This window comes from Hyphomicrobium sp. NDB2Meth4, assembly GCF_900117445.1.
Taxonomy (GTDB): domain Bacteria; phylum Pseudomonadota; class Alphaproteobacteria; order Rhizobiales; family Hyphomicrobiaceae; genus Hyphomicrobium_A.
Genome location: NZ_FPEJ01000001.1, coordinates 787831 through 812272 on the forward strand (window position 1 = coordinate 787831; position 24442 = coordinate 812272).

Genomic DNA, 24442 nt, shown 5'->3' on the forward strand with positions numbered 1-24442 from the left:
GATAAGACGATGAAAGTGGCCTCAGCGTTTGAGGGAAAGAACCCCGACGAGATCAAGGCAGAGCTCGCCGGCGGCAAGTTGGTGTTCTACTCGGTAGCGCGTCCGGTGAGCGCGGATGCTCCCGTGGAGCGCAGTGAAGTCCTTGCGACATTCACCTTCGCAACACCCGCGTTCGCCGCCAGCGCCGCACCTCAGTTCGAGAGCAATCCCGTCAAGGCAAGTGCTGTCGGCACACCGGGCTTTGCGCGCGCATTTAAGGCGGATGGTACGACAGTCGCCGATTTTTCTGTCGGCCCTGGCAAGGCCGAGATCAAGCTCAGCGAAATCTCGACGGTTGCCGACTTCCCAATTGAAGTGAAGTCTATCGCCCTGCCGGCCTAAGCGGCGAGCCGTCTCTGCAACGAACTCTCAAAGGCCAGCCTCCGCGAGGCTGGCCTCCTTTTTTGCGCAGGTGGCTCCGGGCCGTGCATGTAACGACGGAGAGAGCACTACACCAGCGCATCGGCCAGACTGGCGACCACTGGCCATCCAATTGATCCGGTTGGATCGAGCCGTTCAAGATGCCGGAGCGCTTCGCGCGCTTCGGCGGGCTCCTCGCGACGCAGCCGTATGAATGCCAGCGCCTTTAGCGTGTAGAGCGCAAAGCGGCCGGGTCCATCGATCGGCTCGCCAGGCGGTGTCCACGCACGAAAATCGTCCGCCCACCCCGCTTGCCGCGCCGCCTCCCGCAAGCCCGCCTCCGCCGCTTCCAACGCCAGGTCGAGGCTGCCTTGATACGTGTGAATCTTGTAGAGGCAGAAATAGAGCGGCAGATGCTCTGGCCCTTCCTCCAGCGCCTCGCGGAACAGGCGGTCGGCTTCCGCCCGGTCTGTGCGGTAAGCGGCGACCCCACGCTGCACCAAGTTGTCGATTGATTGGGGCAGCGCGCCGAAGTCGATCAGCTTCTCGAGCGCGAGCACATTGTTCATGACTGAGTGCCGGGAATCTCGACTGGCGCTCCCTCGACAGTACGCCAAAGTTCGAATCCGCCATCGAGGCTGAACACATCCTCGAATCCGAAATCGACGAACGTCTGCGCGTAGGTCTGGCTGGCATTGCCATGGTAACAGTAGATCAGGACGGGATGCTGCTTCGGATGGCTCGTCAGCAGCTCGTACACTTCCTTGTCGGAGACCCAACGCGCCGCGGGGAGATGCCCCTCCGCGTAGCTTCTTTGATCCCGCACGTCGAGGATCAGAAGCTCACACTCGCGGCCTTCTATGAGGTTGCGCGCTTCGCCCATGCCGATGCGCTTGAATGCAGCCCGAACCCGCATGGCGCTTTTCACAGCCTCTGTATGGGTTGCAACAAATCGAGCGACAGCATCGGCAGCTTACGACGCCCAAGCAGCACGTCCACCTTGTAGCGCACCGATTCGATCGTCAGTGGCTTTGCAAGAATGTCGTGCGCCCCGGATTCGAGGCACGACAGCGCCAGAGGATCGTTTGCGGCGTCCGCCACGAGCATGACCTTGGTGTCGGGGAGACGGGTCGCGATTTCCGCCAGTACGGCTGTACCTTTCTCCTGCACGACATTCGTTCCGAGCAGTAGTAGATCCGGCTTCCAGTCGACAGCCTTCTGAAAGGCATGGTCGAGACTGTTGAGCTCGTGCGTCTCGTTCTCGTCGTGCAGCATGAATTGCAGCGCTGAGCGGATGATCTCGTCGTTATCGACGACGAAGATGCGCTTGTTCTCGACCGCCCGCGAAGATTCGACCCCAATCTGCATGTTGACCTCGCCATCTATTCCTCATTGAGGCGAAGCAAAGCTCATACCAGCGCCCTCCCGGCCAGAGCCCCGCGCAAATCCCGCACAAACCGGCGATTCTGCATTCCCGTCCCTGATCTGCGTTGTGTTCTTTCATACAGGCGCCACCCCCGATGTCGCCCAGCCCGGCGCGAATGTCGGGTTTAGAACATCTCGCAACAACACCGCCGCGCGAGCCGTAAGCGGCTGTAATTACGCGCAATTCAGCCGCCTGAAAAGGCTGGCACAGTCGTTGCAAAACTCTTCATTGCAGGCGGTTGGCTGCTGGATCGATGGGCGCATGCGGGCGAGCACGACATCCAGAAATCACACAGCAGCCACACCGCAGGAAGGACCAGCGCAATTAGCGCACACGCACACACGGGACGAAGGAGACCATAATGTCATCACTGAGGCAGATCGCATTCTACGGCAAGGGCGGCATCGGTAAGTCGACCACCTCGCAGAACACGCTGGCCGCTCTCGCACAGATGGGGAAGAAGATCCTCATCGTCGGTTGCGACCCCAAGGCTGACTCCACGCGCCTCATCCTCCACGCAAAGGCCCAGGACACCATTCTCAGCCTGGCCGCCGAAGCCGGCAGCGTTGAGGACCTCGAAATCGACGACGTCATGAAGATTGGCTTCGAGGACATCCGTTGCGTCGAGTCGGGTGGTCCCGAGCCGGGCGTTGGTTGCGCCGGCCGCGGCGTCATCACCTCGATCAACTTCCTCGAGGAGAACGGCGCTTACGAAGGCGTTGACTACGTTTCCTACGACGTGTTGGGCGACGTTGTCTGCGGCGGCTTCGCTATGCCGATCCGTGAGAACAAGGCCCAGGAAATCTACATCGTTATGTCTGGCGAGATGATGGCCATGTACGCCGCCAACAACATCTCCAAGGGCATTCTGAAGTACGCCAACTCGGGCGGTGTGCGTCTCGGCGGCCTCGTTTGCAACGAGCGTCAGACGGACAAGGAACTCGAGCTGGCCGAATCTCTGGCCAAGAAGCTCGGCACCCAGCTCATCTACTTCGTGCCGCGCGACAACATCGTGCAGCACGCCGAGCTGCGCCGCATGACCGTCGTCGAGTACGCGCCCGACTCCAAGCAGGCCGAGCACTATCGCACGCTCGCCCGGAAGGTCGACGCCAACATCGGCAAGGGCATCATCCCGACCCCGATCACGATGGACGAGCTCGAAGATCTCCTCATGGAGCACGGCATCATGAAGGCGGTCGACGAGTCTCAGGTCGGCAAGACGGCTGCCGAGCTGGCATCCGGCGCTGCAGCCTAAGCGACGTCACCACACACCCAATGTCGGTCCCGCATCGGCGGGACCGACTAGGCAGGCAATTTCGAGGTAGCACCATGAGCCTAGCGACAGCGGAAAAGCTCGAAGACATCAAGGCACGCAACAAGGCGCTCATCAGCGAGGTTCTCGAGGTCTATCCCGAGAAGACAGCAAAGCGCCGCGCCAAGCACATCGGCACTTACGAAGAGGGTAAGCCCGACTGCGGCGTAAAGTCGAACATCAAGTCCATCCCGGGCGTCATGACCATTCGCGGCTGCGCATATGCCGGCTCGAAGGGCGTGGTCTGGGGTCCGATCAAGGACATGATCCACATCAGCCACGGCCCGGTGGGCTGCGGCCAGTATTCGTGGGCCGCACGCCGCAACTACTACATCGGCACCACGGGCATCGACACCTTCGTCACGATGCAGTTCACCTCCGACTTCCAGGAGAAGGACATCGTTTTCGGCGGCGATAAGAAGCTCGCCAAGATCATGGACGAAATCCAGGATCTGTTTCCGCTCAACAAGGGCATCACCGTTCAGTCGGAGTGCCCGATCGGTCTCATCGGCGACGACATCGAAGCCGTTTCCAAGCAGAAATCCAAGGAATACGGCGGCAAGACCATCGTTCCGGTTCGCTGCGAAGGTTTCCGCGGCGTATCGCAGTCGCTCGGCCACCACATCGCCAACGACGCCGTTCGCGACTGGGTGTTCGACAAGTCTGCCGGCAAGCCGGTTCCGTTCGAGTCCTCGCCCTACGACGTTGCCATCATCGGTGACTACAACATCGGCGGCGACGCCTGGTCCTCGCGCATCCTGCTCGAGGAGATGGGATTGCGCGTGATCGCCCAGTGGTCTGGTGACGGCACCATTGCTGAGCTCGAGGCAACGCCCAAAGCCAAGCTGAACGTGCTGCACTGCTACCGGTCGATGAACTACATCTCGCGCCACATGGAAGAGAAGTACGGTATCCCGTGGGTCGAGTACAACTTCTTCGGACCCTCGAAGATCGCCGAGTCTCTGCGTCGCATCGCCAGCCACTTCGACGACAAGATCAAGGAAGGCGCTGAGCGCGTCATCGCCAAGTATCAGGCGCTGATGGCCGCCACCATCGCCAAGTATCGCCCACGCCTCGAAGGCAAGAAGGTGATGCTGTTCGTCGGCGGTCTGCGTCCGCGCCACGTCATTGGCGCTTACGAAGACCTCGGCATGGAAGTTGTCGGCACCGGCTACGAGTTCGGCCACAACGACGACTACCAGCGCACCACGCACTACGTGAAAGACGGCACGCTCATCTATGACGACGTGACCGGCTACGAGTTCGAGAAGTTCGTCGAGAAGATCCAGCCCGACCTCGTCGGCTCTGGCATCAAGGAGAAGTACGTCTTCCAGAAGATGGGCGTACCCTTCCGCCAGATGCACTCCTGGGACTACTCGGGCCCCTATCACGGCTACGACGGCTTCGCGATCTTCGCACGCGACATGGACATGGCGATCAACGCGCCAGTCTGGAAGCTCGCAAAGACTCCTTGGAACTGACAACCGCTGGCCGCGCCTTGAGCGGGCGCGGCCACCCTCACCCAATTCGTTTGGAAGGATTCCGCCATGGCGCAGAACGCCGACAACGTCCTCGACCACTTCGACCTATTCCGCGGGCCGGAATACAAGGAGATGCTCGAGAACAAGAAGAAGAACTTTGAGAATGCCGTGCCGGCGGACGAGGTTGAGCGCGTCCGTGAGTGGACTAAGACGGAAGAGTATCGCGAAAAGAACTTTGCTCGCGAAGCGCTGACCGTCAATCCGGCTAAGGCTTGCCAGCCCCTCGGCGCCGTATTCGCCGCGGTTGGCTTCGAATCTACGCTGCCGTTCGTGCACGGCTCGCAGGGTTGCGTCGCTTACTACCGCAGCCACTTCTCGCGCCACTTCAAGGAGCCGAGCTCCTGCGTTTCTTCGTCGATGACCGAAGACGCGGCGGTGTTCGGCGGCCTCAACAACATGATCGACGGCCTCGCCAACAGCTACAACATGTACAAGCCGAAGATGATTTCGGTGTCGACCACGTGCATGGCTGAAGTCATCGGCGACGACCTCAACGCCTTCATCAAGACGGCGAAGGAAAAGGGCTCCGTTCCGCAGGAGTACGACGTTCCCTTCGCCCACACGCCTGCCTTCGTCGGCAGCCACATCACCGGCTACGACAACGTCATGAAGGGCATCTTCGAGCACTTCTGGGATGGCAAGGCAGGCACCGCGCCCAAACTCGAGCGCCAGCCCAACGAGACGATCAACTTCATCGGCGGTTTCGACGGCTACACCGTAGGCAACCTGCGCGAGGTCAAGCGCATCTTCAGCCTGATGAACGTCGACTACACCATCCTGGGTGACAACTCCGACGTCTGGGACACGCCGAGCGACGGCGAGTTCCGCATGTACGACGGCGGCACCACTCTCGAGGAAGCGGCCAACGCCGTGCACGCCAAGGCGACCATCTCGATGCAGGAGTTCTGCACTGAGAAGACGCTCCCCTACATCCAGGGCAAGGGACAGGAAGTCGTCGCCTTCAACCACCCGATCGGTGTTGCCGCGACCGACAAGTTCCTCATGGAGATCTCGCGCATCACCGGTAAGCCGATCCCCGAGGAGCTCGCAAAGGAGCGTGGCCGCCTCGTCGACGCCATGGCTGACTCCAGCGCGCACATCCACGGCAAAAAGTTCGCGATCTACGGCGATCCCGACCTCACGCTCGGCCTTGCCGGCTTCCTCATGGAGCTGGGCGCAGAGCCGGTGCACGTTCTCTCGACCAACGGCGGCAAGACCTGGGAGAAGCGTTGCAACGAGCTGTTCGCCTCTTCGCCCTTCGGCGCCAACTGCCACGCATATGCCGGTCGCGATCTTTGGCACATGCGCTCGCTGCTCTTCACTGAACCGGTCGACTTCCTGATCGGCAACACCTACGGCAAGTACCTCGACCGCGATACGGGCACGCCGCTCATCCGCATCGGCTTCCCGATCTTCGATCGCCACCATCACCACCGTTATCCGGTGTGGGGCTATCAGGGCGGCCTCAACGTGCTGGTGTGGATCCTCGACAAGATCTTTGACGAGATCGACAACAACTCGAACGTGCCGTCGAAGTCCGACTACTCGTTCGACATCATCCGCTAACCGGTCGCGCCGTCTGCCCTCGTGGTGGGCGGCGCCCCGCTTCTTGGCCCGTTGTCTGGGAGATCCCGATGAGCACGCTCGCCAATAAGATCCAGGAGGTCTTCAACGAGCCCGGCTGCGGGAAGAACCAAGGCAAGTCGGAGAAAGAACGCAAGAAGGGCTGCACTAAGCAGTTGACGCCTGGCGGTGCCGCCGGCGGATGCGCTTTCGACGGTGCCAAGATCGCACTCCAACCCATCACTGACGTCGCTCATCTGGTGCATGGCCCCATCGCCTGCGAAGGCAACTCCTGGGACAACCGCGGCGCCAAGTCGTCTGGATCGCAGCTTTATCGCACCAGCTTCACCACCGACATCAACGAGACCGACGTCGTCTTCGGCGGCGAAAAGCGTCTCTATAAGTCGATCAAGGAAATCATCGAGAAGTACGATCCGCCGGCCGTCTTCGTTTATCAGACGTGCGTGCCCGCGATGATCGGAGACGACATCGGCGCTGTCTGCAAGACCGCCACCGAAAAGCTCGGCAAGCCCGTCGTTCCCATCTATTCGCCCGGCTTCGTCGGCGCCAAGAACCTCGGCAACAAGCTCGCTGGCGAAGCAATCCTCGACTACGTGATCGGCACCGAGGAGCCCGAGTACACGACGCCGTACGACATCAACATCATCGGTGAATACAACCTCTCCGGCGAGCTATGGCAGGTGAAGCCGCTGCTCGACGAGCTTGGCATCCGCATCCTCGCCTGCATCTCCGGCGACGCCAAATACCATGAGGTTGCCTGCTCGCACCGCGCCAAGGCCGCGATGATGGTTTGCTCCAAGGCGATGATCAACATCGCCCGCAAGATGCAGGAGCGTTACGACATTCCCTACTTCGAGGGCTCCTTCTACGGCATCGGCGACATGAGCGACTCCCTGCGCGAGATCGCCCGCCTCCTCATCGAACGTGGCGCGCCCGCCGAGCTGATGGAGCGCACCGAGGCGGTGATCGCCCGCGAGGAAGCGCGCGCCTGGAAAGAGATTGAAGTTTACAAGCAGCGTCTCGCCGGCAAGCGCGTGCTGCTCATCACCGGCGGCGTCAAGTCGTGGTCGGTCGTTGCCGCGCTGCAGGAAGGCGGCATGGAAATCGTCGGCACCAGCGTCAAGAAGTCGACCAAGGAAGACAAAGAGAAGATCAAGGAGATCATGGGCCAGGACGCGCACATGATCGACGATATGACGCCCCGCGAGATGTACAAGATGCTCAAGGAGGCGAAGGCCGACATCATGCTGTCGGGCGGCCGCTCGCAGTTCATCGCCCTCAAGGCGAAGATGCCCTGGCTCGATATCAACCAGGAGCGCCACCACGCTTACGCCGGCTACGTCGGCATGGTCGAGCTGGTGCGCGAGATTGACAAAGCGCTGTCCAACCCGATCTGGGAGCAGGTCCGCCGCCCCGCGCCCTGGGACGAGACCACCTGGGAAGAGGTTGCCGACGCCGCCATAGCCAAAGAAGCAGCCGAGCTTGCGGCCAACCCGGAGCTGGCCGAGCAGAAGCGTCGCGCGCAGAACGTCTGCAACTGTAAGGCCATCGACACCGGCACCATCGAGGACGCGATCCGCGACCACAAGCTGACGACGGTCGAGCGCATCACGGAGCACACGCACGCTGGTGGTGGCTGCGGCAAGTGCGCGGGCTCGATTGCGTCCATCCTCGCGCGCGTCAGCGAGACCGCGTCCGTGACGGAAGCTGCGTGAGGCGCTGATGGCAAAGGTTTCCACATCTAAGAAAGCCTGCACGGTCAACCCGCTCAAGATGAGCCAGCCGATCGGCGGCACGCTGGCCTTCATGGGCGTCGAGGGCTGCATGCCGCTGCTGCACGGTTCTCAAGGGTGCACGTCGTTCGGCCTGGTGCTGTTCGTTCGCCATTTCCGCGAAGCCATCCCGATGCAGACCACGGCCATGAGCGAGGTCGCAACCGTGCTGGGCGGCCTCGAGAACGTCGAGCAGGCTATCGTCAACATTTCTAATCGCACCAAGCCGAAGATCATCGGCATCTGCTCGACGGGCGTCACCGAGACCAAGGGCGACGACGTCGACGGTTTCATCCGCATCATCAGAGAGAAGCATCCCGAGCTCGACCACGTGAAGCTCGTCTATGTTTCGACGCCAGATTTCAAGGATGCCTTCCAGGACGGCTGGGCAAAGACTGTCACGCAAATGGTGCGAGACCTAGTCTCGGCCCCCCAGCCGGGTGCACCGCGCCGCACTGGTCACGTCAACGTTCTGCCCGGGTGCCACCTGACGCCCGGCGACATCGATGAGCTGCGAGAGATCATCGAGGCATTCGGCCTTACCCCGTCGTTCCTCCCTGATCTCTCCGGCTCGCTCGACGGCCACATTCCCGATGATTTCACGCCGACGACGCTGGGCGGTATCTCGCTCGACGAAATCGCCGCGATGGGTTCCGCCGAAATCACCATTGCCGTCGGCGAGCAGATGCGCGTTGCAGCGCTCGCCATGCAGGAAAAGACCGGCGCCCCTTCTGTCGTCTTCGATCGCCTCACCGGCCTCGCCCCCAACGACGAGCTGATGGCGCTTCTCGCACGCGTCAGCGGCCGCCCAGTTCCCCGGCGCTATCGTCGTCAGCGTGGCCAGCTGGTCGACGCCATGCTCGACGGCCACTTCCAGTTCGGCGGCAAGAAGATCGCCATCGGCGCTGAGCCAGATCTTTTGTGGGCCACGGCCAGCTGGCTGCACGAGCTTGGCTGCGAAATCACCGCGGCCATTACTACTACGCATTCTCCGCTGCTGGAGCTCGTCCCAACAGACGAAGTCCTGATCGGCGATCTAGAAGATCTCGAGCACCGCGCCGCCGACTGCGACCTCCTCATCACTCACGCCCACGGGCGCCAGGCAGCAGAGCGTCTGCACATTCCGCTGTTCCGCCTCGGCATCCCGACATTCGACCGCCTCGGTGCCGGCCACGTGCTCACGGTCGGCTATCGCGGCTCGCGTGATCTGATCTTCGACATCGGCAACATCTTCATTGCCAACGCGCACGAGGCAGAACCCGACACATGGAAGATCCCGAACGAGGCGAGTGATGATGCCAGTGCGTCGGTTACGACTCATTAGCCCCGGCCTGGACACAGGCGATGGCGACAATGGAGGTAACATGAAAATAGCGTTCGCTACTCAAGACCTGAAGCGCGTCGATGCGCACTTCGGCTGGGCGAAGAATATCGCCATCTATGAGGTGTCGCCCGAGGGCCATCAGTTCATCGAAGCGATCCAGTTCGATGGCGATCTCCAGGAAGACGGCAACGAGGACAAGCTTCTTCCGAAGCTGGATGCCATCGCCGACTGCGCCATTCTCTATGTCGCGGCTATCGGCGGATCGGGCGCAGCCCGCGTCGTCGCCAAGAACATTCATCCCATCAAGGTTAGCCAGCCCGAGGACATCGTCGAGATCCTCGGCAAGCTGCAAGCCGTGTTGAAGGGAACGCCTCCTCCCTGGCTGCGCAAAGCCATGATGAAGGGGCAGGAGCGCAGCTTCGATTTTGAGGACGAGGTGGAACATGCCTGAGGCTGCAGCAGCAGTGGTCGCCGAGCCGAAAACGGAATCGGTATTTATCAAGGAGCTGGTCAAGCAGTGGCGCGCGCAGGATTTGCACGGCGCCTGGGAGGGAAAGACTGACCTCGACCTGCTCGAGCCATACATCCTCGACAAAGAAAAGCGCAAAGAGATCCCCCTCATCGGGGATCCCGATCCCGAGACGCTGTGGCGCCTGGAGCTCTTCTACAACGCCGTCGGGCTCTCGATTGAGCGCGCAACTGGCATCATGGTCTCGCCGATCATGAAGATGCACCACGAAGGCTTCGGCCGCATGGTGCTCACCGCCGGACGTCTCGTCGTCGTCAACAAGCACCTGCGCGACGTGCACCGCTTCGGCTTCCCGACCTACGAGAAGATGGCCGAGGAAGGCGAGAAGCTCGTCACCGCCGCTGTCGAGATGATCACCAAGTATCCCGAAGTCGCGAACTACTAAAGAAGAGGCACGACCGTGGCTGATATCGACGCGCTGAAGGCCGACATCAAGAAGCTGTCCGCCAAGGCCACCAACATGAAAATGAACCTGCACGACCTCTCCGAGGAACTGCCCATCAACTGGACCAGCATCCTCTCAGTCGCTCAGGAGACGTACGACTCCTACAAGGCGCTGGAGGAGGCTCGTGCAGCACTGAAACAGGCTGAGGCCAGCGCCGCCTGAGTGCGGCGCGAATTGACGGAATGTGGAAGGGGCACGGACGATGTTCACCAGACGCGATGGTAAGCCGTGGGAGCCGGAGTACCTCGTTGAGATCAACGCCACGACCTGCATCGGATGCGGCCGGTGCTTCAAGGTCTGCGGCCGCGACGTCATGCATCTGTGCGGCATCAACGAAGAGGGTGAAGTCGTCGCCCTCTCCGGCGATGACGATGATGACGACGAGTTCGAGCGCAAGATCATGGTGATCGACAATCCGGGCAACTGCATTGGCTGCACCGCTTGCGCGCGCGTCTGCCCGAAGAATTGCCAGACGCACGCTCCGGCTAGCAGCATCGCAGCATAAGGGGACGGAATGACCGCGGCGGCACATGCATCATCGAGCGAGAAGCGGCAACGGACAACGCCGACCGCTACGATGCGTGTTGCCGCCAAGCGTGGACCGGCCGCATACCGGGCGTTGACCGGTTGCGACCCGGCCGACGCCCGCGTCGAAACCGATTGGGAGTTCGATGCCCACGTTCTCGCCTGCATCATCGCTGTGGCAACGCTGGAGCACGGCCCCCTCTGCGAACGCATCGGGCTGAAGCAATCCGATCTTTCAGACCTCATCGACCGGTGGTTTCCTCACACTGACTTTGACTGGTCGGATCGCGCGGACGCCGCCAGCGAGGACGATGAGCTCGCCATGGTGCGCGATCTCCTCCTCGCCAACTGCCGGCCCGGCAGCGAGATCGGCAGGCTGCTAGCCTGCATGATCGCGCGCCGCTCCATGGAGGCGAGCCACCTGTGGGAGGATCTCGGCCTGCGCAACCGCGATGAGCTGTCGCGCATGCTCAAGCGCCATTTCGCGCCGCTTGCCGAGCGCAATACCCGCGGTATGCGCTGGAAGCGCTTTTTCTATCGCATGCTCTGCGAGGACGAGGGCTTCGTTATGTGCACCACGCCGGTGTGCACCGACTGCAGCGATTTCGACAATTGTTTCGGTGTCGAGGACGGTGAGAGCCGTCTTGCGCGCCGGAAGCGTGACGCCGCGCTGGAGGCGAATCCCTCTCCGAAGGTGATGGTGTGATGAAAGACGTTTCTGCGACCGAGGTGTTAGAGACCATGAGCCAATCGAACGACGTATTCCTCGCCGTGCCGGAATCGGCGATCGATTGGCGCGATGCTTCATCCTCAGACGACAGCGCCGATGGCTGCCCCTGGTCGTCGTGCAAGAAGCTTTTGCGCAAGGTTGGCCTGCGCCCGACGCGCCAGCGCCTTCTGCTCGGCTGGATCCTCTTTGCCAAGGGCAACCGCCACGTCACCGCCGACATGATCTACGAGGAGGCTGTCGGCGCCAAGCTGCCGGTATCCCTAGCCACCGTCTACAATACGCTGAACCAGTTCACCGAAGTCGGGCTCCTGCGCGAGATCGGCGTCGCCGGACCTAAGTCCTTCTTCGATACCAATCCGAGCGCCCACCACCACTTCCTTGTCGAAGGCGAGGAGCACGTTTTCGACATTCCGGAGACGGAAGATGTCATTCTCGAGCGCGCCCCGACACCACCCGAAGGTTTCGAGGTCGCCCGCGTCGACGTTGTCGTCCGTCTGCGCCGGATCCCTACGGAAGATGCCGCGGTTGAGATTGCAGCAAAGCCGACAAACGCTTCTGAAGTGTAGGTTGAAGCTTGTTGTCTTGCGCACATGAGGCAACGAAAAAACACTGAAAATACGCGCCAATAGGAACCACGACCGTCCTGGCACGCTGGTTGCTAAGAACTAAAGATGGGGCCGGTGAATTGAAGCCGGAGAGCAAGCCACAAGGGCGAGCACGCAATGATCGTCTGTTCCTGCATGATCATTACCGACCAGGATATCGAAGCAGCGCTCATTGACGTGCTGAACCGTCCTGACGCCCCCATCCCGACACCCGGCATCGTCTTCCGGCATCTGAGCAAACGCATGAACTGCTGCGGTTGCGCGCCCGTTGCCGTCGAGACGATCTACGACAAGGTAGGCGAGTTGGAGCGCCGCGGTCTCATCGCGGCGACCGTCAGCGCTACCGCCCGCAGCAAGCTGCTCGAGTTCAACGCCTGGCGCGATCGCCTGCGTGGCAAGGAACGCGCGGCCGCAGCGTGCGACAGCGGCTCCCGAGCTATGCGCGAGATCGCCTAGCGCACAGATTATTCAAACACGCCATCCACGTAGCAGGCCGCAATTCTGGCCGCAGACCGATCCGGGCGGCCGAAAGGGCCCGGCAGATATCATTTGAAGGGGACGATCCATGAAGGGAAACAAAGCCGTCATCGACGCACTGAACGAGGCTCTGAAGCTCGAGCTCGGCGCCGTCAACCAGTACTGGCTGCACTACCGCCGCCTCGATGACTGGGGTTTCACCAAGCTCGCCAAGAAGGAGCGCGAGGAATCGATCGAGGAGATGCAGCACGCCGACAAGCTGATTACCCGTATCATCTTCCTCGAAGGCTTCCCCAAGATGCAGGAGATCGCCCCTCTGATGATCGGCGAAACCCTGAAGGAAGTGCTGGAGTGCGACCTTAAGGGCGAGTACGTCGCGCAGGAGTTCTACTCGAAATCGCGCGAGCTGTGCCGTCAGCACAAGGACTACGTCTCCATGGAGCTGTTCGAGGAACTCCTTGAGGACGAGGAAGGCCACATCGACTTCCTCGAGACCCAGCTCGACCTCCTGAACAAGATCGGCGTCCAGAACTACGGCCAGTTGCAGGCCGCCCCCGCCAACGAAGTCGAGGGCAAGGCCGACTAGCGCTGTCGCTTTGCAGCAAAGCTGACAAAGAGTCGGCTATCGACGCCAATTGTTGCGATCCTAACAAGCAGAAAGCGCCGAGATAACGCAATAATAACAATGACATGGGGTGGATGACCGTGGTGGCACGCTCGTTGCGATGCACTTCATAGCGAACCCATTCGAGGGAGTGTCCACCCATGATCGATGTCACCACCGAAGCCGCCACCGCCATCAAGGCCGCCATGCAGCGCACCGGCAATGTAGAAGCCGGCCTGCGCATCACGGTCCAGAACGGTGGCTGTGCTGGCTACAAGTACCTCATCGGCCTCGACGCTGAGCCCCGCTCCGATGACTCCGTCATCGAGGCGAGCGGCGTGAAGGTCTTCATCGATCCCGACTCCGCTCCCCTCCTGGCAGGCATGCGCCTTGGCTTCGTCGAGAGCCTCGAAGGCTCCGGCTTTACCTTCGACAACCCGAATGCCGCATCGAAGTGCTCGTGCGGCAAGTCGTTCGGCTGATCTCGGACTTAGCGAAGGAGAACATGCGTGGACGACGTTTCTGCAACTTCTGAAGCCGTAACAAAGCGCGAGCCGACTGTGCCTGCACGCTTCACGCGTCCAGCGCCGCAGGCACGCCCTCCTCAGGCGCTTCGGCCCCAGGCGCCGGCCCGTCCGGCCGAGCCACGCGTCATGGATGGCGACTCGCTGGAGAAGATCGCCCTCATCGAGAAGGCCATCGAAGATATCCGCCCCTTCCTCAAGCGTGATGGCGGTGACTGCGAGCTGGTCGATGTCGAGGGCAACACCATCTACGTCAAGCTCACGGGCGCTTGCGTTGGTTGCCACATGGCATCCGTTACGATCGCCGGCGTCCAGGAGCGTCTGGTTGCGATGCTTCGTGTTCCGCTGCGGGTTGTTCCGGTCGGTTGAGCTGACGAGCGTACCTTACGAGGCGGATCATGGCGGCGATCTATCTCGACAACAACGCGACGACGCGCGTTGATCCGCGCGTGATCGACGCGATGCTCCCTCTCTTGAAGGAGCATTTCGGCAATCCGTCCTCGATGCACGCGTTCGCCGCGACCCCGCTCGCGGCAGTTCGGCTCGCCCGAGGGCAGGTGCGCGAACTCGTCGGGGCAGCACACGACGACGAGATCGTGTTTAACTCCGGCGGCACCGAGGGCGCCAACGCCGCCATCCGTTCGGCGCTCGAGGTGTCGCCGGGGAAGACCGAAATCATCACCAGCGCAGTCGAGCACCCCGCGGTGCTGACGCTCTGCAACGCCCTGTCGAGCAGCGGCGTTCGCCTGCACGTCATCCCTGTCGACAAACGTGGCCAACTCGACATGGCCGCTTATCAGGCGGCGCTGTCCGATCGTGTCGCCGTCGTTTCCATGATGTGGGCCAACAACGAGACCGGCGTTGTGTTTCCGGTGGCCGAGTTGGCGGCCAAGGCGAAGGCGGCGGGCGCCCTGTTCCACACCGACGCCGTGCAGGCCGCGGGTAAAATCCCTCTCAACGTGAAGTCGACGTCCATCGATATGCTGTCGATCTCGGGTCACAAGCTGCACGCGCCCAAGGGCATCGGAGCGCTGTATGTGCGCCGAGGGGTGCGGATTGCCCCGCAGATAGTCGGTGGTCGACAGGAGCGCGGTCGCCGCGGTGGCACCGAAAACGTCCCCGGCATCGTCGCTCTCGGTAAGGCCGCCGAGCTCGCCATCCAGCACCTCGAATATGAGGCGACCAGTGTGCGCGTACTGCGCGATCGCTTCCAGGAGAGCCTTGCCGCAGCCATTCCAGGCTGCCTCATCGTCGGCGGCGAATCGGAGCGCGTCCCCAACACCCTCAACGTCGCCTTCACGGGTGTCGGCGGCGAGGACGTGGTCCTGTTGCTAGACCGCGCCGGCATCGCGGCGTCGCTTGGATCGGCGTGCGCGGCAGGTTCGTTTGAGCCATCCCATGTGCTGCGCGCGATGCAGGTGCCAGAAACCGCGCTGCACGGCGGTGTGCGCTTCTCCCTCTCGCGCGACACCACAGCCGAGGAGATAGATCGCACCCTCGACATCATCCCCGGCGTTATTGCCAAGCTCCGTGACATGGCGCTCCCGCCAGAGAGCGTGTCGGCCATGGGAGACGCCCATGCTTGATCAGGCCGCCCCTGCCACGCCAGTCATCCTCAACGATACGACGCTGCGCGATGGCGAGCAGGCACCCGGCGTCGCCTTCTCCATGCGTGAGAAGGTCGCCATCGCCGCCGCGCTCGCCGAGGCGGGCGTCACGGAGGCCGAGGTCGGCACTCCGGCGATGGGCCTGGAAGAAATCGCCGCCATCAAGGCCATCGTCGATGCCGGGCTTCCGCTGCGCCCCATCGCGTGGTGCCGCATGCGCACAGACGACGTCGACGCCGCGCTGCGAACTGACGTGCCCATGGTCAACCTCTCCGTTCCGGTCTCGGACGTCCAGATCGCAGCCAAGCTGCGCGGCGGCCGTGACGCCGTCCTTGAGCAGATCGATCGCGTTGTCGGCTATGCCCGCGCCAATGGGCTCGACGTCGCCGTCGGCGGCGAAGATTCATCGCGAGCCGACGTTGATTTTCTCATCGATGTAGCCGCTGCAGCGAGGGCGGCAGGCGCACGCCGCTTCCGCATCGCCGACACGCTAAGCGTGCTCGATCCATTTGCCACCTATTCGCTGGTCGAGCGCCTTCGCGGGGCGACCGACCTCGAAATCGAGATCCACGCCCACGATGATCTCGGCCTCGCCACCGCCAACACGCTCGCGGCTATCCGCGCTGGCGCGACACACGCCTCGGTGACGGTCATCGGCCTTGGCGAGCGCGCTGGCAACGCGCCGCTCGAAGAAGTGGCAATCGCGCTGATGCAACTCTACGGCCGCCAGACGGGCATCGTCCCGACGAGCCTCGATCATGTTGCGCGGACTGTGGCGGCCGCTGCCGCGCGTCCTGTTCCGCCCGGCAAGGCCATCGTCGGCGATCACATCTTCACCCATGAATCCGGTATCCACGTCGATGGCCTTCTGAAGGATCGGCGTACGTACCAGTCGCTTGATCCCGCTCTCCTCGGCCGCGCGCATCAGATCGTCATCGGCAAGCATTCCGGCCTTGCCGCCATCTCCGCGCGCCTTGGTGAGATGCACCTCGACGCCGATACACATGAGATGACCGCCATCCTCGCGCGTGTTCGGGCGCTCGCAACGTCGACCAAGGCGGCGGTCGGCGAAGCGGAACTCACACAGATCTGGCGCGAGGTGCGCTTCGCTTCGGCGACCACCATCAATGGGAGGGGCACTTGGGCGAAGTCGTGAATCTCACGCAGGCCAATGTCGCTGGCGAAACTGAATTGGGGCCCGGCCTCTTTAAGCTGCTCGCTGAGGATGTCCGCTGCGTCCGATCTCGCGATCCGGCGGCCCGCGGCAACCTGGAGACACTGCTCACATATCCAGGCGTACACGCCATCATCTGGCACCGGCTCGCCAATCGCCTGTGGCGCAGCAACTGGCGGTTCGCTGGACGGCTCACCGCCTGGTTCGGCCGACTATTCACCAACGTCGATATCCATCCCGGCGCAACCATCGGCCGCCGCTTCTTCATCGATCATGGATCAGGTGTCGTCATCGGTGAGACGGCGGTCATCGGCAACGATGTGACGCTCTATCACGGCGTCACGCTCGGCGGCACGACCTGGTCCGCCGGGAAGCGTCATCCGACGCTGGAGGATGGCGTGGTCATCGGCGCCGGTGCCAAGATCTTAGGCCCCATCACCATCGGTAGCGGCGTGCGCATCGGTGCCAACTCGGTCGTCGTCAAGAATGCTCCCCCGGGTGTCACGCTCGTCGGCATCCCTGCACGCATCGTCCGCCCCGAGCGCGCGGGCGGCCGCATCGCTGGACGCATCGACCTAGATCACCATCGCATTCCCGATCCCGTCGGCGAGGCCCTCGCGAGCCTGCTTGACCGCATCGACTTCCTCGAGACACGTCTCGCGCACATGCAGAAGCGCCTGCGTGACAGCAACAGTGCAGCGCCCAAGCGCGACGATGCACCCTTCCACCAGCCCAATTGCTAGGAGTTGAACCATGACGGCGATAGCCACGACAGACAGCGACATCCTCGCCAGGCTGAATGCAGCATCCTCCGCCGAGGACTTCTTCAACATCCTGGGGCTGCCCTACGACGAAAAGGTCGTTCGCGTCGCTCGTCTGCATATCCTGAAGCGTATGGGCCAGTACCTCGCCAAAGAAGACTTCACCGGCCTGTCGTCCGAGGAAATCTCTGATCGCTGCCGCACCAATCTCGAACGCGCTTACGATGACTTCGTCACGTCCACGCCGATCGACCAGCGCGTCTTCAAGGTGCTGCGCGAAGCCGTGCAGCCTAAGCCTGAGGTAAAGCCACAAGCCGCGTTCGTTCCTCTCGACTCGCTATTCAAATAGGTCGCGGAAGGAGCGCGATCACTGTCGTGTTTCCGACACGCATGTTCGTTCTCCACTGCACACGTTTCCGGCAACGCGACCCGCACAAGTGGCCGTAATCGCAGAAAAAATTAGCAGTCCCGCCGGTTGGTACGGCGCTTGCTCATACTAGAGAAACGTTTCGAGGACATGGCGCGCTATGCACATCGTCGTCTGCATCAAGCAGGTTCCAGACTCCGCCCAGATCCGCGTGCACCCGGTGACCAACACCATCATGCGTCAGGGTGTGCCGACGATCATCAACCCCTATGACCTCTTCGCCATAGAGGAGGCGCTGCGCCTGCGCGACAAGCTCGGCGGGCAGGTGACGATCCTCACCATGGGCCCGCCGATGGCCGAGGACACGCTGCGCAAGGCGCTCACCTTCGGCGCCGACCGCGCGGTGCTGCTCACTGATCGCTTCTTCGCCGGCTCCGATACTCTCGCCACCACCTTCGCGCTGGCAGCGGCGATCAGGAAGATCGGCGATACGTTCGGCCCTGTGGATATCGTCTTCACCGGCAAGCAGACCATCGACGGCGACACGGCGCAGGTCGGTCCCGGCATAGCTAAGCGCCTCGGCCTTACGCAGCTTACCTACGTATCGCGCATCGCCGACGTCGATGGCGAAGCGCGCACCATCAAGGTGGAGCGCCGCGCTGAAGGCGGTGTGCAGGAGCTGGCAACGAAGATGCCGTGCCTCATCACCATGCTGGAGGGCACCAACGAAATCCGCCGCGGCTCAATGAACGATGCCCTCCGGGCCTCCCGCGCCGAGATCGTCAAATGGAGCGCCGCAGACGCCGGCATCGAGGACACCGCAAAGTGCGGTCTGCGCGGCTCGCCCACCATCGTCAAGAAGGTGTTTGCACCAAGCCCGCGCGCCACCAAGGCGACCATGGTCGAGCCGGGTGATGCGACGCCGGCAGAAGCACTGATCGCCGAAATATTCAAACAGCAGCCCGAGCTGGAATCGAAACTGATGACGCTCGCACGCGGATACTAGAACCGCAGAGGGATCGCGATGGCCGAGGCACCAAAGAAACCCGCAGCCGCCGGTGGCCGTGCCGGCACCAAGAAAGAGCTGCCCGAGCACTTCAAAGACTATAAGCACGTCTGGGTCTTTATCGAGCAGGAGCGCGGCGTCGTGCATCCTGTCTCCTGGGAACTGCTTGGCGCTGGCCGCGACCTGGCGAACAAGCTCGGCGTTGATCTCGCGGCCGTCGTCCTCGGCGCCCCAGGTGGCGGAGTAAAGGAAGCCGCTGCCGAGGCGAGCTGCTATGGCGCCGACCTTGCCTATATCGTCGAGAGCGATGTCCTCACCGACTATCGCAACGAGCCCTACGCTCGCGCAATGACGGAGCTGGTCAACACCTATAAGCCCGAAATCCTGCTGCTCGGCGCCACGACCCTCGGCCGTGATCTCGCCGGCGCTGTGGCGACGACGCTGCTCACCGGCCTCACTGCCGACAGTACCGCGCTCGACGTCGACACTGATGGATCGCTCGCAGCCACCCGCCCAACCTTCGGCGGCTCGCTTCTCTGCACCATCTACACGCTTAACTATCGGCCGCAGATGGCCACCGTCCGTCCGCGCGTGATGTCCATGCCAGACCGCGTCGAGCGTCCGCTCGGCCGCCTCATCGAGCACACGTTCACCATGGTCGAGGACGATGTCGTCACCAAGGTGCTCTCGTTCATCGCCGACCGCGAGTCGGACAAGTCAAGCCTTGCCTACGCGGACGTCGTCGTCGCCGGTGGCCTGGGCCTAGGTTCGCCCGAGAATTTCCAGCTCGTGCGCCAGCTCGCCTCCGTGCTCGGTGCCGAATACGGCTGCTCACGCCCCGTCGTTCAGAAAGGCTGGCTGCCGGCGGAGCGCCAGATCGGCCAGACCGGCAAGACCATTCGCCCGCGCCTTTACATTGCCGCCGGCATCTCCGGTGCCATCCAGCATCGCGTCGGCGTGGAAGGCGCCGACCTGATCGTTGCGATCAACACCGACAAGAACGCGCCGATTTTCGACTTCGCCCACGTCGGTCTCGTCACCGACGCCGTGCGGTTGTTGCCCGCGCTCACGGAAGCGTTCCGCAAGCGCCTGTCCGCCAGCACCAGCGAACGTATTGCGAGCTAGGAGAGCACCGATGATCGAGGAAAAATTCGATGCCATCGTTGTCGGAGCCGGTATGGCAGGCAACGCCGCCGCGCTCACCATGGCGCAGCGTGGCATGAAGGTTCTGCAGCTGGAGCGTGGCGAATACTCGGGCTCCAAGAACGTGCAGGGCGCCATTCTCTATGCCGACATGCTGGAGAAGCTCATCCCGGACTTTCGCGACGATGCTCCTCTGGAGCGCCATCTCGTCGAGCAGCGTTTCTGGATGATGGACGACCGCTCGCACGTCGGCTTGCACTATCGCTCCGAGGACTTCAACGAGCAGAGCCCAAACCGCTACACGATCATTCGCGCGCAGTTCGACAAGTGGTTCTCCAAGAAGGTGCAGGAAGCCGGCGCCGTCGTCCTCTGCGAGACCACAGTCGTCGAACTCGTAAAGGACTCCTTCGGCAAGGTGATTGGCGTCCGCACCGACCGCTCCGGCGGCCTCATCCGCGCTGACGTTGTCGTCATCGCCGAGGGCGTCACCGGCCTGCTCGGCACGCGCGCCGGCCTGCGTGAGATCCCCAAGCCCGAGAACACTGCGCTCGCCGTGAAGGAAATGCACTTCATGCCGCGCGAGACCATCGAGTCGCGGTTCAACCTCAAGGGTGACGAAGGCATGGTCATCGAGGCCGCCGGCACCATCTCCCGCGGCATGACTGGCATGGGCTTCATCTATTCCAACAAGGAATGCGTCTCGATTGGCATGGGCTGCCTCGTCTCGGACTTCCAGCGCACCGGCGAAACACCCTACGGCCTTCTCGACGCATTCAAGCGCCACCCCTCTGTTGCCCCGCTCATCGAAGGCTCCGAGGTGAAGGAATACTCGGCCCACCTCATCCCTGAAGGGGGCTTCAAGGCCATCCCGCAGCTCTATGGCGATGGCTGGGTCGTCGTCGGCGACGCAGCCCAGCTCAACAACGCCATCCACCGCGAAGGCTCTAACCTCGCGATGACGTCGGGCCGCATCGCTGGCGAGGCCATCTTCCAGTTGCGCTCGCGCCGCGAGGAGATGACCGAGCAGAATCTGGCGCTCTACAAGGAGATGCTGGATAAGTCGTTCGTCATAAAAGATTTGAAGAAATACAAAGACATGCCAGCGTTGCTTCACACGCAATCGCAGAATTTCTTCCTCACCTACCCGCAGCTCGTCAACAAGGCGATGCAGAGCTTCGTGCGCGTCGATGGCACGCCGAAGGTGGAGAAAGAGAAGAAGACGATCCGCTCCTTCGTCAACGCTCGCTCCTGGTTCGGCCTCTTCGCCGACGGCTTCCGCCTGGCCCGGGCTTGGCGGTGAGACATGCGCAGCATTCACCCATCCGCACTTCAGTCGGCGAACGGCATTGGAGGTTGATATGACGGCCCCGCTTACAGTCCGCGTCGAGGACAAGCTCTACCAGAACCGATATCTCGTCGACACCGGGCGCGTGCACATCAAGGTGCGCCCGCACGCCAGCCCGACGCCGGAGCTGCGCGCGCTCCTCACGGCATGCCCAGCTGGCTGCTACGCGCTCAACGGCGCCGGCCAGGTCGAGATCGCCGCTGACGGTTGCGTCGAGTGCGGCACCTGCCGCCTCATCGCCGAGCCGTCTGGCGACATCGAGTGGAGCTATCCGCGCGGCGGCTACGGCGTGCTCTACAAGTTCGGCTAGTCCGATTGGGCGGGTTCAGCTCGAGCGCTGAACGCCCGCGCGCGCAATGGCGCGCGGCCGATAGAATGATCGCAGTCCCAAAACAAAAACGGCGCGCCGATGAAGCGCGCCGTTTTGAATTTCACCAGCTAGGTGAGCGAAGCCTGATCAGGCCTTCGCCTCTTCCTCGGCCGGAACCTCGGCTGCGGCAGCCTCGGCGATCAGCGCCTGGGCCTGACCAACCCAGTCGTCCTTCTCGATGCGGCCATCGAGCTGCAGCGTCTCGTCGACGTTCGTGATGTCTTCGTCCGAGAAGTTGGCGATCTGCTCCAGCTTGATGCAGTTGAGCTGGCGCAGGCGCGCTGCGAGATCGGCGTCGATGCCCTTGATCTTCGTGAGATCGTCGGCCTCGCCCTTCTGCTTCTTGAAGCCCTTCCAGGCAGCGTTGAGGCGGCGCGCGCGCGCGTCCGAACGCTCAGGAATACGAGCAGCCTTGCCGCGACGGCCACGCAGGTAATAGAGCTTCGCGCGGCGGACCTTACCGCGGCGCAGAACCTCGATCTCGGCGATGTAGGGTGAGTACACGGGGAAAACGCGCTCGACGCCCTCGCCGTAAGAGATCTTGCGAACGGTGAAGTTCTCGTTGAGGCCGGCGCCGGAGCGGCCGATCACGACACCCTCATAAGCCTGGGTGCGGACGTTTTCGCCCTCGATCACCTTCACCATAACCTTGACGGTATCGCCAGGGCCGAATTCGGGCACAGCGCGCTTGGCCGTGACGGCGCTCATCTGCTCGCGCTCGAGCTCTTGGATAACGTTCATAGGGCACCTAAACCGTAGAAATAGACCGCCGGGGCACGGCCGTTGGCCGGCACCCCTAAACGGCGAGCCTTGGGGAATTAGCCGCGGGTCATAGCCCAAACCCAGCGGCTTGTCGATACGGTGATTGCGTCAAACGGCCCGTTTCAGGCCCGCCCGCGCAGAATCCTGGCTGCATCCATGTCGCAGGCCGGTTGCACCTTATATTTTCGTCTCTTAACCGAAGCAACGAAGGCTTTTGTGCGCGCTCGCAGGGCGCCCGCTACGAGGCGGCCAGAGCAGTCTTCAGCGCCGCTTGAGCAGATCCGGCCGCCGCTCCGCGGTAATCCGCTCGGCCTCGCTGCGCCGCCACTCCGCGACCTTCTTATGGTCCCCCGACAGCAACACCTCGGGGATGGCCCTGCCCTCCCATTCGCGCGGCTTGGTGTACTGCGGATACTCCAGCAGGCCGTCCTCGAAGCTTTCCTCGCCCAGCGAGTCCGACGCGCCGAGCACACCCGGCAGCAATCGCACGCACGCATCGATCAGCACCATGGCCGCCAGTTCGCCGCCGGACAGCACATAGTCGCCGATGGAGACCTCACGCATCTGGCGCCCGGCGATCACGCGCTCGTCGACCCCCTCGAAGCGCCCAGCCAGCAGCATTACCCCCGGCCCCGCCGCCAGCTCGGCAGCCAGCGCTTGGGTCAACGGCTCTCCGCGCGGGGACAGATAGATCAACGGCGCGTCGGGCTCGCCCTGACGCACATGATCGACGGCCGCGGCCAATACGTCCGCGCGCATCACCATGCCCGCACCCCCGCCGGCCGGCGTGTCGTCGACGGCGCGATGCCGCCCGACGCCGAACTCGCGCAGTGGGATCGCAGCCAAAGACCACAGCCCCGCCTCCAGCGCCTGCCCAACCAGCGAGACGCCCAGCGGTCCTGGAAACATCTCCGGGAAGAGCGTCAGCACGCTGACGCGCCACGCCGCGCGGTCACCCTTTTCTGGAAAGTGCGCCATCGCTGTGCTCCCAAAAGATGCTTCCTCCCCCCTTGCGGGGGAGAGCTAGGGAGGGGGGTAAACCGCTCAAACGCCCTCGACCACGACGATGTCGATGGTGCCCGCGCCCTCGCGCTCTGCCTTCGCGGCGGCGTACTCCGGCGACGTCGCGTAGCCCTCGGCAGCCTCGTAGCTTGGGAACTCGAGCACCACGTTGCGCTGCGTCCCGTTGCCTTCCATCAACCGGCACCGGCCGCCGCGAACGATCGGCACGCCGCCGAACTTGTCGAGCGCGATCTTCGATTTCGCAACGTACTTCGCCCACTTCTCGGGGTCCGTCACCGTCGCATGCGCGATCACATAACCTTTGGCCATCTTGGTTCTCCTCCCGGCGTTGTTACGCGCGTCGCTTCAATGCTGCGACTGCGCTTCGCGGATGTGGTTGACGAAAGTTTCCGCTGCGAGCTTGGGATCGTCGGCCTGCGTGATCGGCCGCCCGACAACGATGTAATCGGCACCCGCCTTGATCGCGTTGTCCGGCGTCGTGATGCGCTGCTGATCGTCCGTGGTGCTTCCCGTCAGGCGGATGCCCGGAGTGACGATGAGGAAGCCCGGGCCGACGGTCTCCCGGATGTGCCCCGCTTCCTGACCCGAAGAGATCACACCATCGAACCCAGATTCGCGCGCCAGCTCAGCGCGGCGCAGCACCATTTCGGCCGGGCTCGCGGATGCGCCCTGCTGTTTTAGATCGTCGGCGGTGAGATTGGTCAGCACGGTCACCGCCAGAAGCTTCAGCTTCGAAGACCCGCGTCCAGCGACAGCCGCGCGCATGGTCTTCAGGTCATGGCCGTGCACGGTGAGGAAATCGACCCCGAGCTCGGTGGCATTCGCCACCGCCCGTTCGACCGTATTGCCGATGTCCAGCAGCTTCAGGTCGAGGAACACTTTCTTGCGCTCTGCCTTGAGCGCCCGCGCCAGGTCGAGCCCGCCGGCAAACAACAACTCCAGCCCAACCTTGTAGAAATGAACGGAATCGCCGAGCTGGGCGATGAGCCTCTGCGCCTCCTCGAGGGTCGGCATGTCGAGGGCGACAATCAGGCGGTCGGTGGCGGATGGTGCAGGCATCGTGCGTATCGGCGCTGTTGATGGGCGC

31 protein-coding genes are annotated in these 24442 nt (G+C 62.7%); 24 read left to right on the forward strand and 7 right to left on the reverse strand.

Annotation, left to right across the window (positions count from 1 at the left end; genetic code table 11):
• Nucleotides 1-9 precede the first annotated feature (9 nt).
• Nucleotides 10-381 carry a hypothetical protein gene (locus tag NDB2M4_RS03760; RefSeq protein ID WP_072370272.1) on the forward strand — a complete coding sequence of 124 codons (372 nt, stop codon included), beginning with the start codon at nt 10-12 and terminating at the stop codon, nt 379-381.
• Between the two features lie 107 nt (nt 382-488).
• Here the strand turns inward: NDB2M4_RS03760 and NDB2M4_RS03765 are convergent, their stop codons facing one another.
• From NDB2M4_RS03765 to NDB2M4_RS03775, 3 genes are read right to left on the reverse strand one after another with little or no spacing between them, the layout of a single operon-like run.
• Nucleotides 489-968 carry a hypothetical protein gene (locus tag NDB2M4_RS03765; protein WP_072370275.1) on the reverse strand — a complete coding sequence of 160 codons (480 nt, stop codon included), beginning with the start codon at nt 966-968 and terminating at the stop codon, nt 489-491.
• Entirely contained in the window at nt 965-1315 is a 351-nt protein-coding gene (locus tag NDB2M4_RS03770) for a thiosulfate sulfurtransferase GlpE (RefSeq protein ID WP_072371771.1), read from the reverse strand. Before NDB2M4_RS03770 ends, NDB2M4_RS03765 begins: the two co-directional genes overlap by 4 nt.
• 8 nt (nt 1316-1323) lie before the next feature.
• Nucleotides 1324-1767, reverse strand: a complete 444-nt coding sequence (locus NDB2M4_RS03775) for a response regulator (protein WP_072370277.1) — start codon at nt 1765-1767, stop codon at nt 1324-1326.
• A gap of 419 nt (nt 1768-2186) precedes the next feature.
• Between NDB2M4_RS03775 and nifH the strand changes: the two genes are divergently transcribed.
• From nifH to NDB2M4_RS03890, 23 genes are all read left to right on the forward strand, one after another.
• Nucleotides 2187-3080: a nitrogenase iron protein gene (gene nifH / locus NDB2M4_RS03780; RefSeq protein WP_072370280.1), complete on the forward strand. Its 894-nt coding sequence runs from the start codon at nt 2187-2189 to the stop codon at nt 3078-3080.
• 74 nt (nt 3081-3154) lie between these two features.
• A complete protein-coding gene (gene nifD / locus NDB2M4_RS03785; RefSeq protein ID WP_072370283.1) occupies nt 3155-4618 on the forward strand; it encodes a nitrogenase molybdenum-iron protein alpha chain in 1464 nt (487 codons plus the stop codon).
• A gap of 66 nt (nt 4619-4684) precedes the next feature.
• Nucleotides 4685-6244 carry a nitrogenase molybdenum-iron protein subunit beta gene (nifK, locus tag NDB2M4_RS03790; protein ID WP_072370285.1) on the forward strand — a complete coding sequence of 520 codons (1560 nt, stop codon included), beginning with the start codon at nt 4685-4687 and terminating at the stop codon, nt 6242-6244.
• Between the two features lie 68 nt (nt 6245-6312).
• The gene (gene nifE / locus NDB2M4_RS03795) at nt 6313-7977 is read left to right on the forward strand and encodes a nitrogenase iron-molybdenum cofactor biosynthesis protein NifE (RefSeq protein ID WP_072370288.1); all 1665 of its coding nucleotides are present in this window, start codon (nt 6313-6315) and stop codon (nt 7975-7977) included.
• 7 nt (nt 7978-7984) lie between these two features.
• Nucleotides 7985-9358, forward strand: a complete 1374-nt coding sequence (gene nifN, locus NDB2M4_RS03800; protein WP_072370291.1) for a nitrogenase iron-molybdenum cofactor biosynthesis protein NifN — start codon at nt 7985-7987, stop codon at nt 9356-9358.
• Between the two features lie 40 nt (nt 9359-9398).
• On the forward strand, nt 9399-9809 hold the full coding sequence (gene nifX, locus NDB2M4_RS03805; protein WP_072370295.1) for a nitrogen fixation protein NifX: 411 nt from the start codon (nt 9399-9401) through the stop codon (nt 9807-9809).
• Nucleotides 9802-10272 carry a NifX-associated nitrogen fixation protein gene (locus NDB2M4_RS03810; protein WP_072370300.1) on the forward strand — a complete coding sequence of 157 codons (471 nt, stop codon included), beginning with the start codon at nt 9802-9804 and terminating at the stop codon, nt 10270-10272. Before nifX ends, NDB2M4_RS03810 begins: the two co-directional genes overlap by 8 nt.
• 15 nt (nt 10273-10287) lie before the next feature.
• On the forward strand, nt 10288-10494 hold the full coding sequence (locus NDB2M4_RS03815) for a CCE_0567 family metalloprotein (protein ID WP_072370303.1): 207 nt from the start codon (nt 10288-10290) through the stop codon (nt 10492-10494).
• Between the two features lie 40 nt (nt 10495-10534).
• The gene (gene fdxB / locus NDB2M4_RS03820; protein WP_072370306.1) at nt 10535-10837 is read left to right on the forward strand and encodes a ferredoxin III, nif-specific; all 303 of its coding nucleotides are present in this window, start codon (nt 10535-10537) and stop codon (nt 10835-10837) included.
• Nucleotides 10838-10846: 9 nt separating this feature from the next.
• Nucleotides 10847-11563, forward strand: a complete 717-nt coding sequence (locus tag NDB2M4_RS03825; RefSeq protein WP_072370308.1) for a nitrogen fixation protein NifQ — start codon at nt 10847-10849, stop codon at nt 11561-11563.
• Complete coding sequence (gene irr, locus NDB2M4_RS03830) at nt 11563-12153, forward strand: Fur family transcriptional regulator Irr (protein ID WP_072370311.1); 591 nt, start codon at nt 11563-11565, stop codon at nt 12151-12153. The genes NDB2M4_RS03825 and irr overlap by 1 nt, the downstream gene beginning before the upstream one ends.
• Before the next feature lie 156 nt (nt 12154-12309).
• Complete coding sequence (locus NDB2M4_RS03835; protein WP_072370314.1) at nt 12310-12648, forward strand: (2Fe-2S)-binding protein; 339 nt, start codon at nt 12310-12312, stop codon at nt 12646-12648.
• Nucleotides 12649-12757: 109 nt separating this feature from the next.
• Nucleotides 12758-13255 (forward strand): bacterioferritin, encoded by a 498-nt coding sequence (bfr, locus tag NDB2M4_RS03840; RefSeq protein ID WP_072370317.1) that lies wholly within the window; start codon nt 12758-12760, stop codon nt 13253-13255.
• Nucleotides 13256-13434: 179 nt separating this feature from the next.
• Complete coding sequence (locus NDB2M4_RS03845; RefSeq protein ID WP_072370320.1) at nt 13435-13755, forward strand: HesB/IscA family protein; 321 nt, start codon at nt 13435-13437, stop codon at nt 13753-13755.
• Nucleotides 13756-13782: 27 nt separating this feature from the next.
• The gene (locus tag NDB2M4_RS20420) at nt 13783-14166 is read left to right on the forward strand and encodes a NifU family protein (protein WP_072370323.1); all 384 of its coding nucleotides are present in this window, start codon (nt 13783-13785) and stop codon (nt 14164-14166) included.
• Nucleotides 14167-14195: 29 nt separating this feature from the next.
• Nucleotides 14196-15383 carry a cysteine desulfurase NifS gene (gene nifS / locus NDB2M4_RS03855; RefSeq protein ID WP_072370326.1) on the forward strand — a complete coding sequence of 396 codons (1188 nt, stop codon included), beginning with the start codon at nt 14196-14198 and terminating at the stop codon, nt 15381-15383.
• Nucleotides 15376-16560: a homocitrate synthase gene (gene nifV / locus NDB2M4_RS03860; RefSeq protein WP_072370331.1), complete on the forward strand. Its 1185-nt coding sequence runs from the start codon at nt 15376-15378 to the stop codon at nt 16558-16560. Before nifS ends, nifV begins: the two co-directional genes overlap by 8 nt.
• A complete protein-coding gene (gene cysE / locus NDB2M4_RS03865) occupies nt 16545-17321 on the forward strand; it encodes a serine O-acetyltransferase (RefSeq protein WP_083555728.1) in 777 nt (258 codons plus the stop codon). Before nifV ends, cysE begins: the two co-directional genes overlap by 16 nt.
• Before the next feature lie 10 nt (nt 17322-17331).
• Nucleotides 17332-17688 carry a nitrogenase stabilizing/protective protein NifW gene (nifW, locus tag NDB2M4_RS03870; protein WP_072370334.1) on the forward strand — a complete coding sequence of 119 codons (357 nt, stop codon included), beginning with the start codon at nt 17332-17334 and terminating at the stop codon, nt 17686-17688.
• Nucleotides 17689-17866: 178 nt separating this feature from the next.
• The gene (locus NDB2M4_RS03875) at nt 17867-18712 is read left to right on the forward strand and encodes an electron transfer flavoprotein subunit beta/FixA family protein (protein ID WP_072370336.1); all 846 of its coding nucleotides are present in this window, start codon (nt 17867-17869) and stop codon (nt 18710-18712) included.
• Between the two features lie 18 nt (nt 18713-18730).
• Nucleotides 18731-19837 (forward strand): electron transfer flavoprotein subunit alpha/FixB family protein, encoded by a 1107-nt coding sequence (locus tag NDB2M4_RS03880; protein ID WP_072370339.1) that lies wholly within the window; start codon nt 18731-18733, stop codon nt 19835-19837.
• A gap of 10 nt (nt 19838-19847) precedes the next feature.
• Nucleotides 19848-21155, forward strand: a complete 1308-nt coding sequence (locus NDB2M4_RS03885; RefSeq protein WP_072370342.1) for an FAD-dependent oxidoreductase — start codon at nt 19848-19850, stop codon at nt 21153-21155.
• 58 nt (nt 21156-21213) lie between these two features.
• On the forward strand, nt 21214-21510 hold the full coding sequence (locus tag NDB2M4_RS03890) for a ferredoxin family protein (protein WP_072371777.1): 297 nt from the start codon (nt 21214-21216) through the stop codon (nt 21508-21510).
• Between the two features lie 147 nt (nt 21511-21657).
• Here the strand turns inward: NDB2M4_RS03890 and rplS are convergent, their stop codons facing one another.
• The 4 genes from rplS to pyrF form a co-directional block, all read right to left on the reverse strand.
• On the reverse strand, nt 21658-22311 hold the full coding sequence (rplS, locus tag NDB2M4_RS03895) for a 50S ribosomal protein L19 (RefSeq protein ID WP_072370344.1): 654 nt from the start codon (nt 22309-22311) through the stop codon (nt 21658-21660).
• Between the two features lie 282 nt (nt 22312-22593).
• Nucleotides 22594-23310: a tRNA (guanosine(37)-N1)-methyltransferase TrmD gene (trmD, locus tag NDB2M4_RS03900; protein WP_072370347.1), complete on the reverse strand. Its 717-nt coding sequence runs from the start codon at nt 23308-23310 to the stop codon at nt 22594-22596.
• A gap of 66 nt (nt 23311-23376) precedes the next feature.
• Nucleotides 23377-23664 carry a DUF1330 domain-containing protein gene (locus NDB2M4_RS03905; protein ID WP_072370350.1) on the reverse strand — a complete coding sequence of 96 codons (288 nt, stop codon included), beginning with the start codon at nt 23662-23664 and terminating at the stop codon, nt 23377-23379.
• A gap of 36 nt (nt 23665-23700) precedes the next feature.
• Nucleotides 23701-24414 (reverse strand): orotidine-5'-phosphate decarboxylase, encoded by a 714-nt coding sequence (pyrF, locus tag NDB2M4_RS03910; protein WP_072370353.1) that lies wholly within the window; start codon nt 24412-24414, stop codon nt 23701-23703.
• Between the last annotated feature and the right edge of the window lie 28 nt (nt 24415-24442).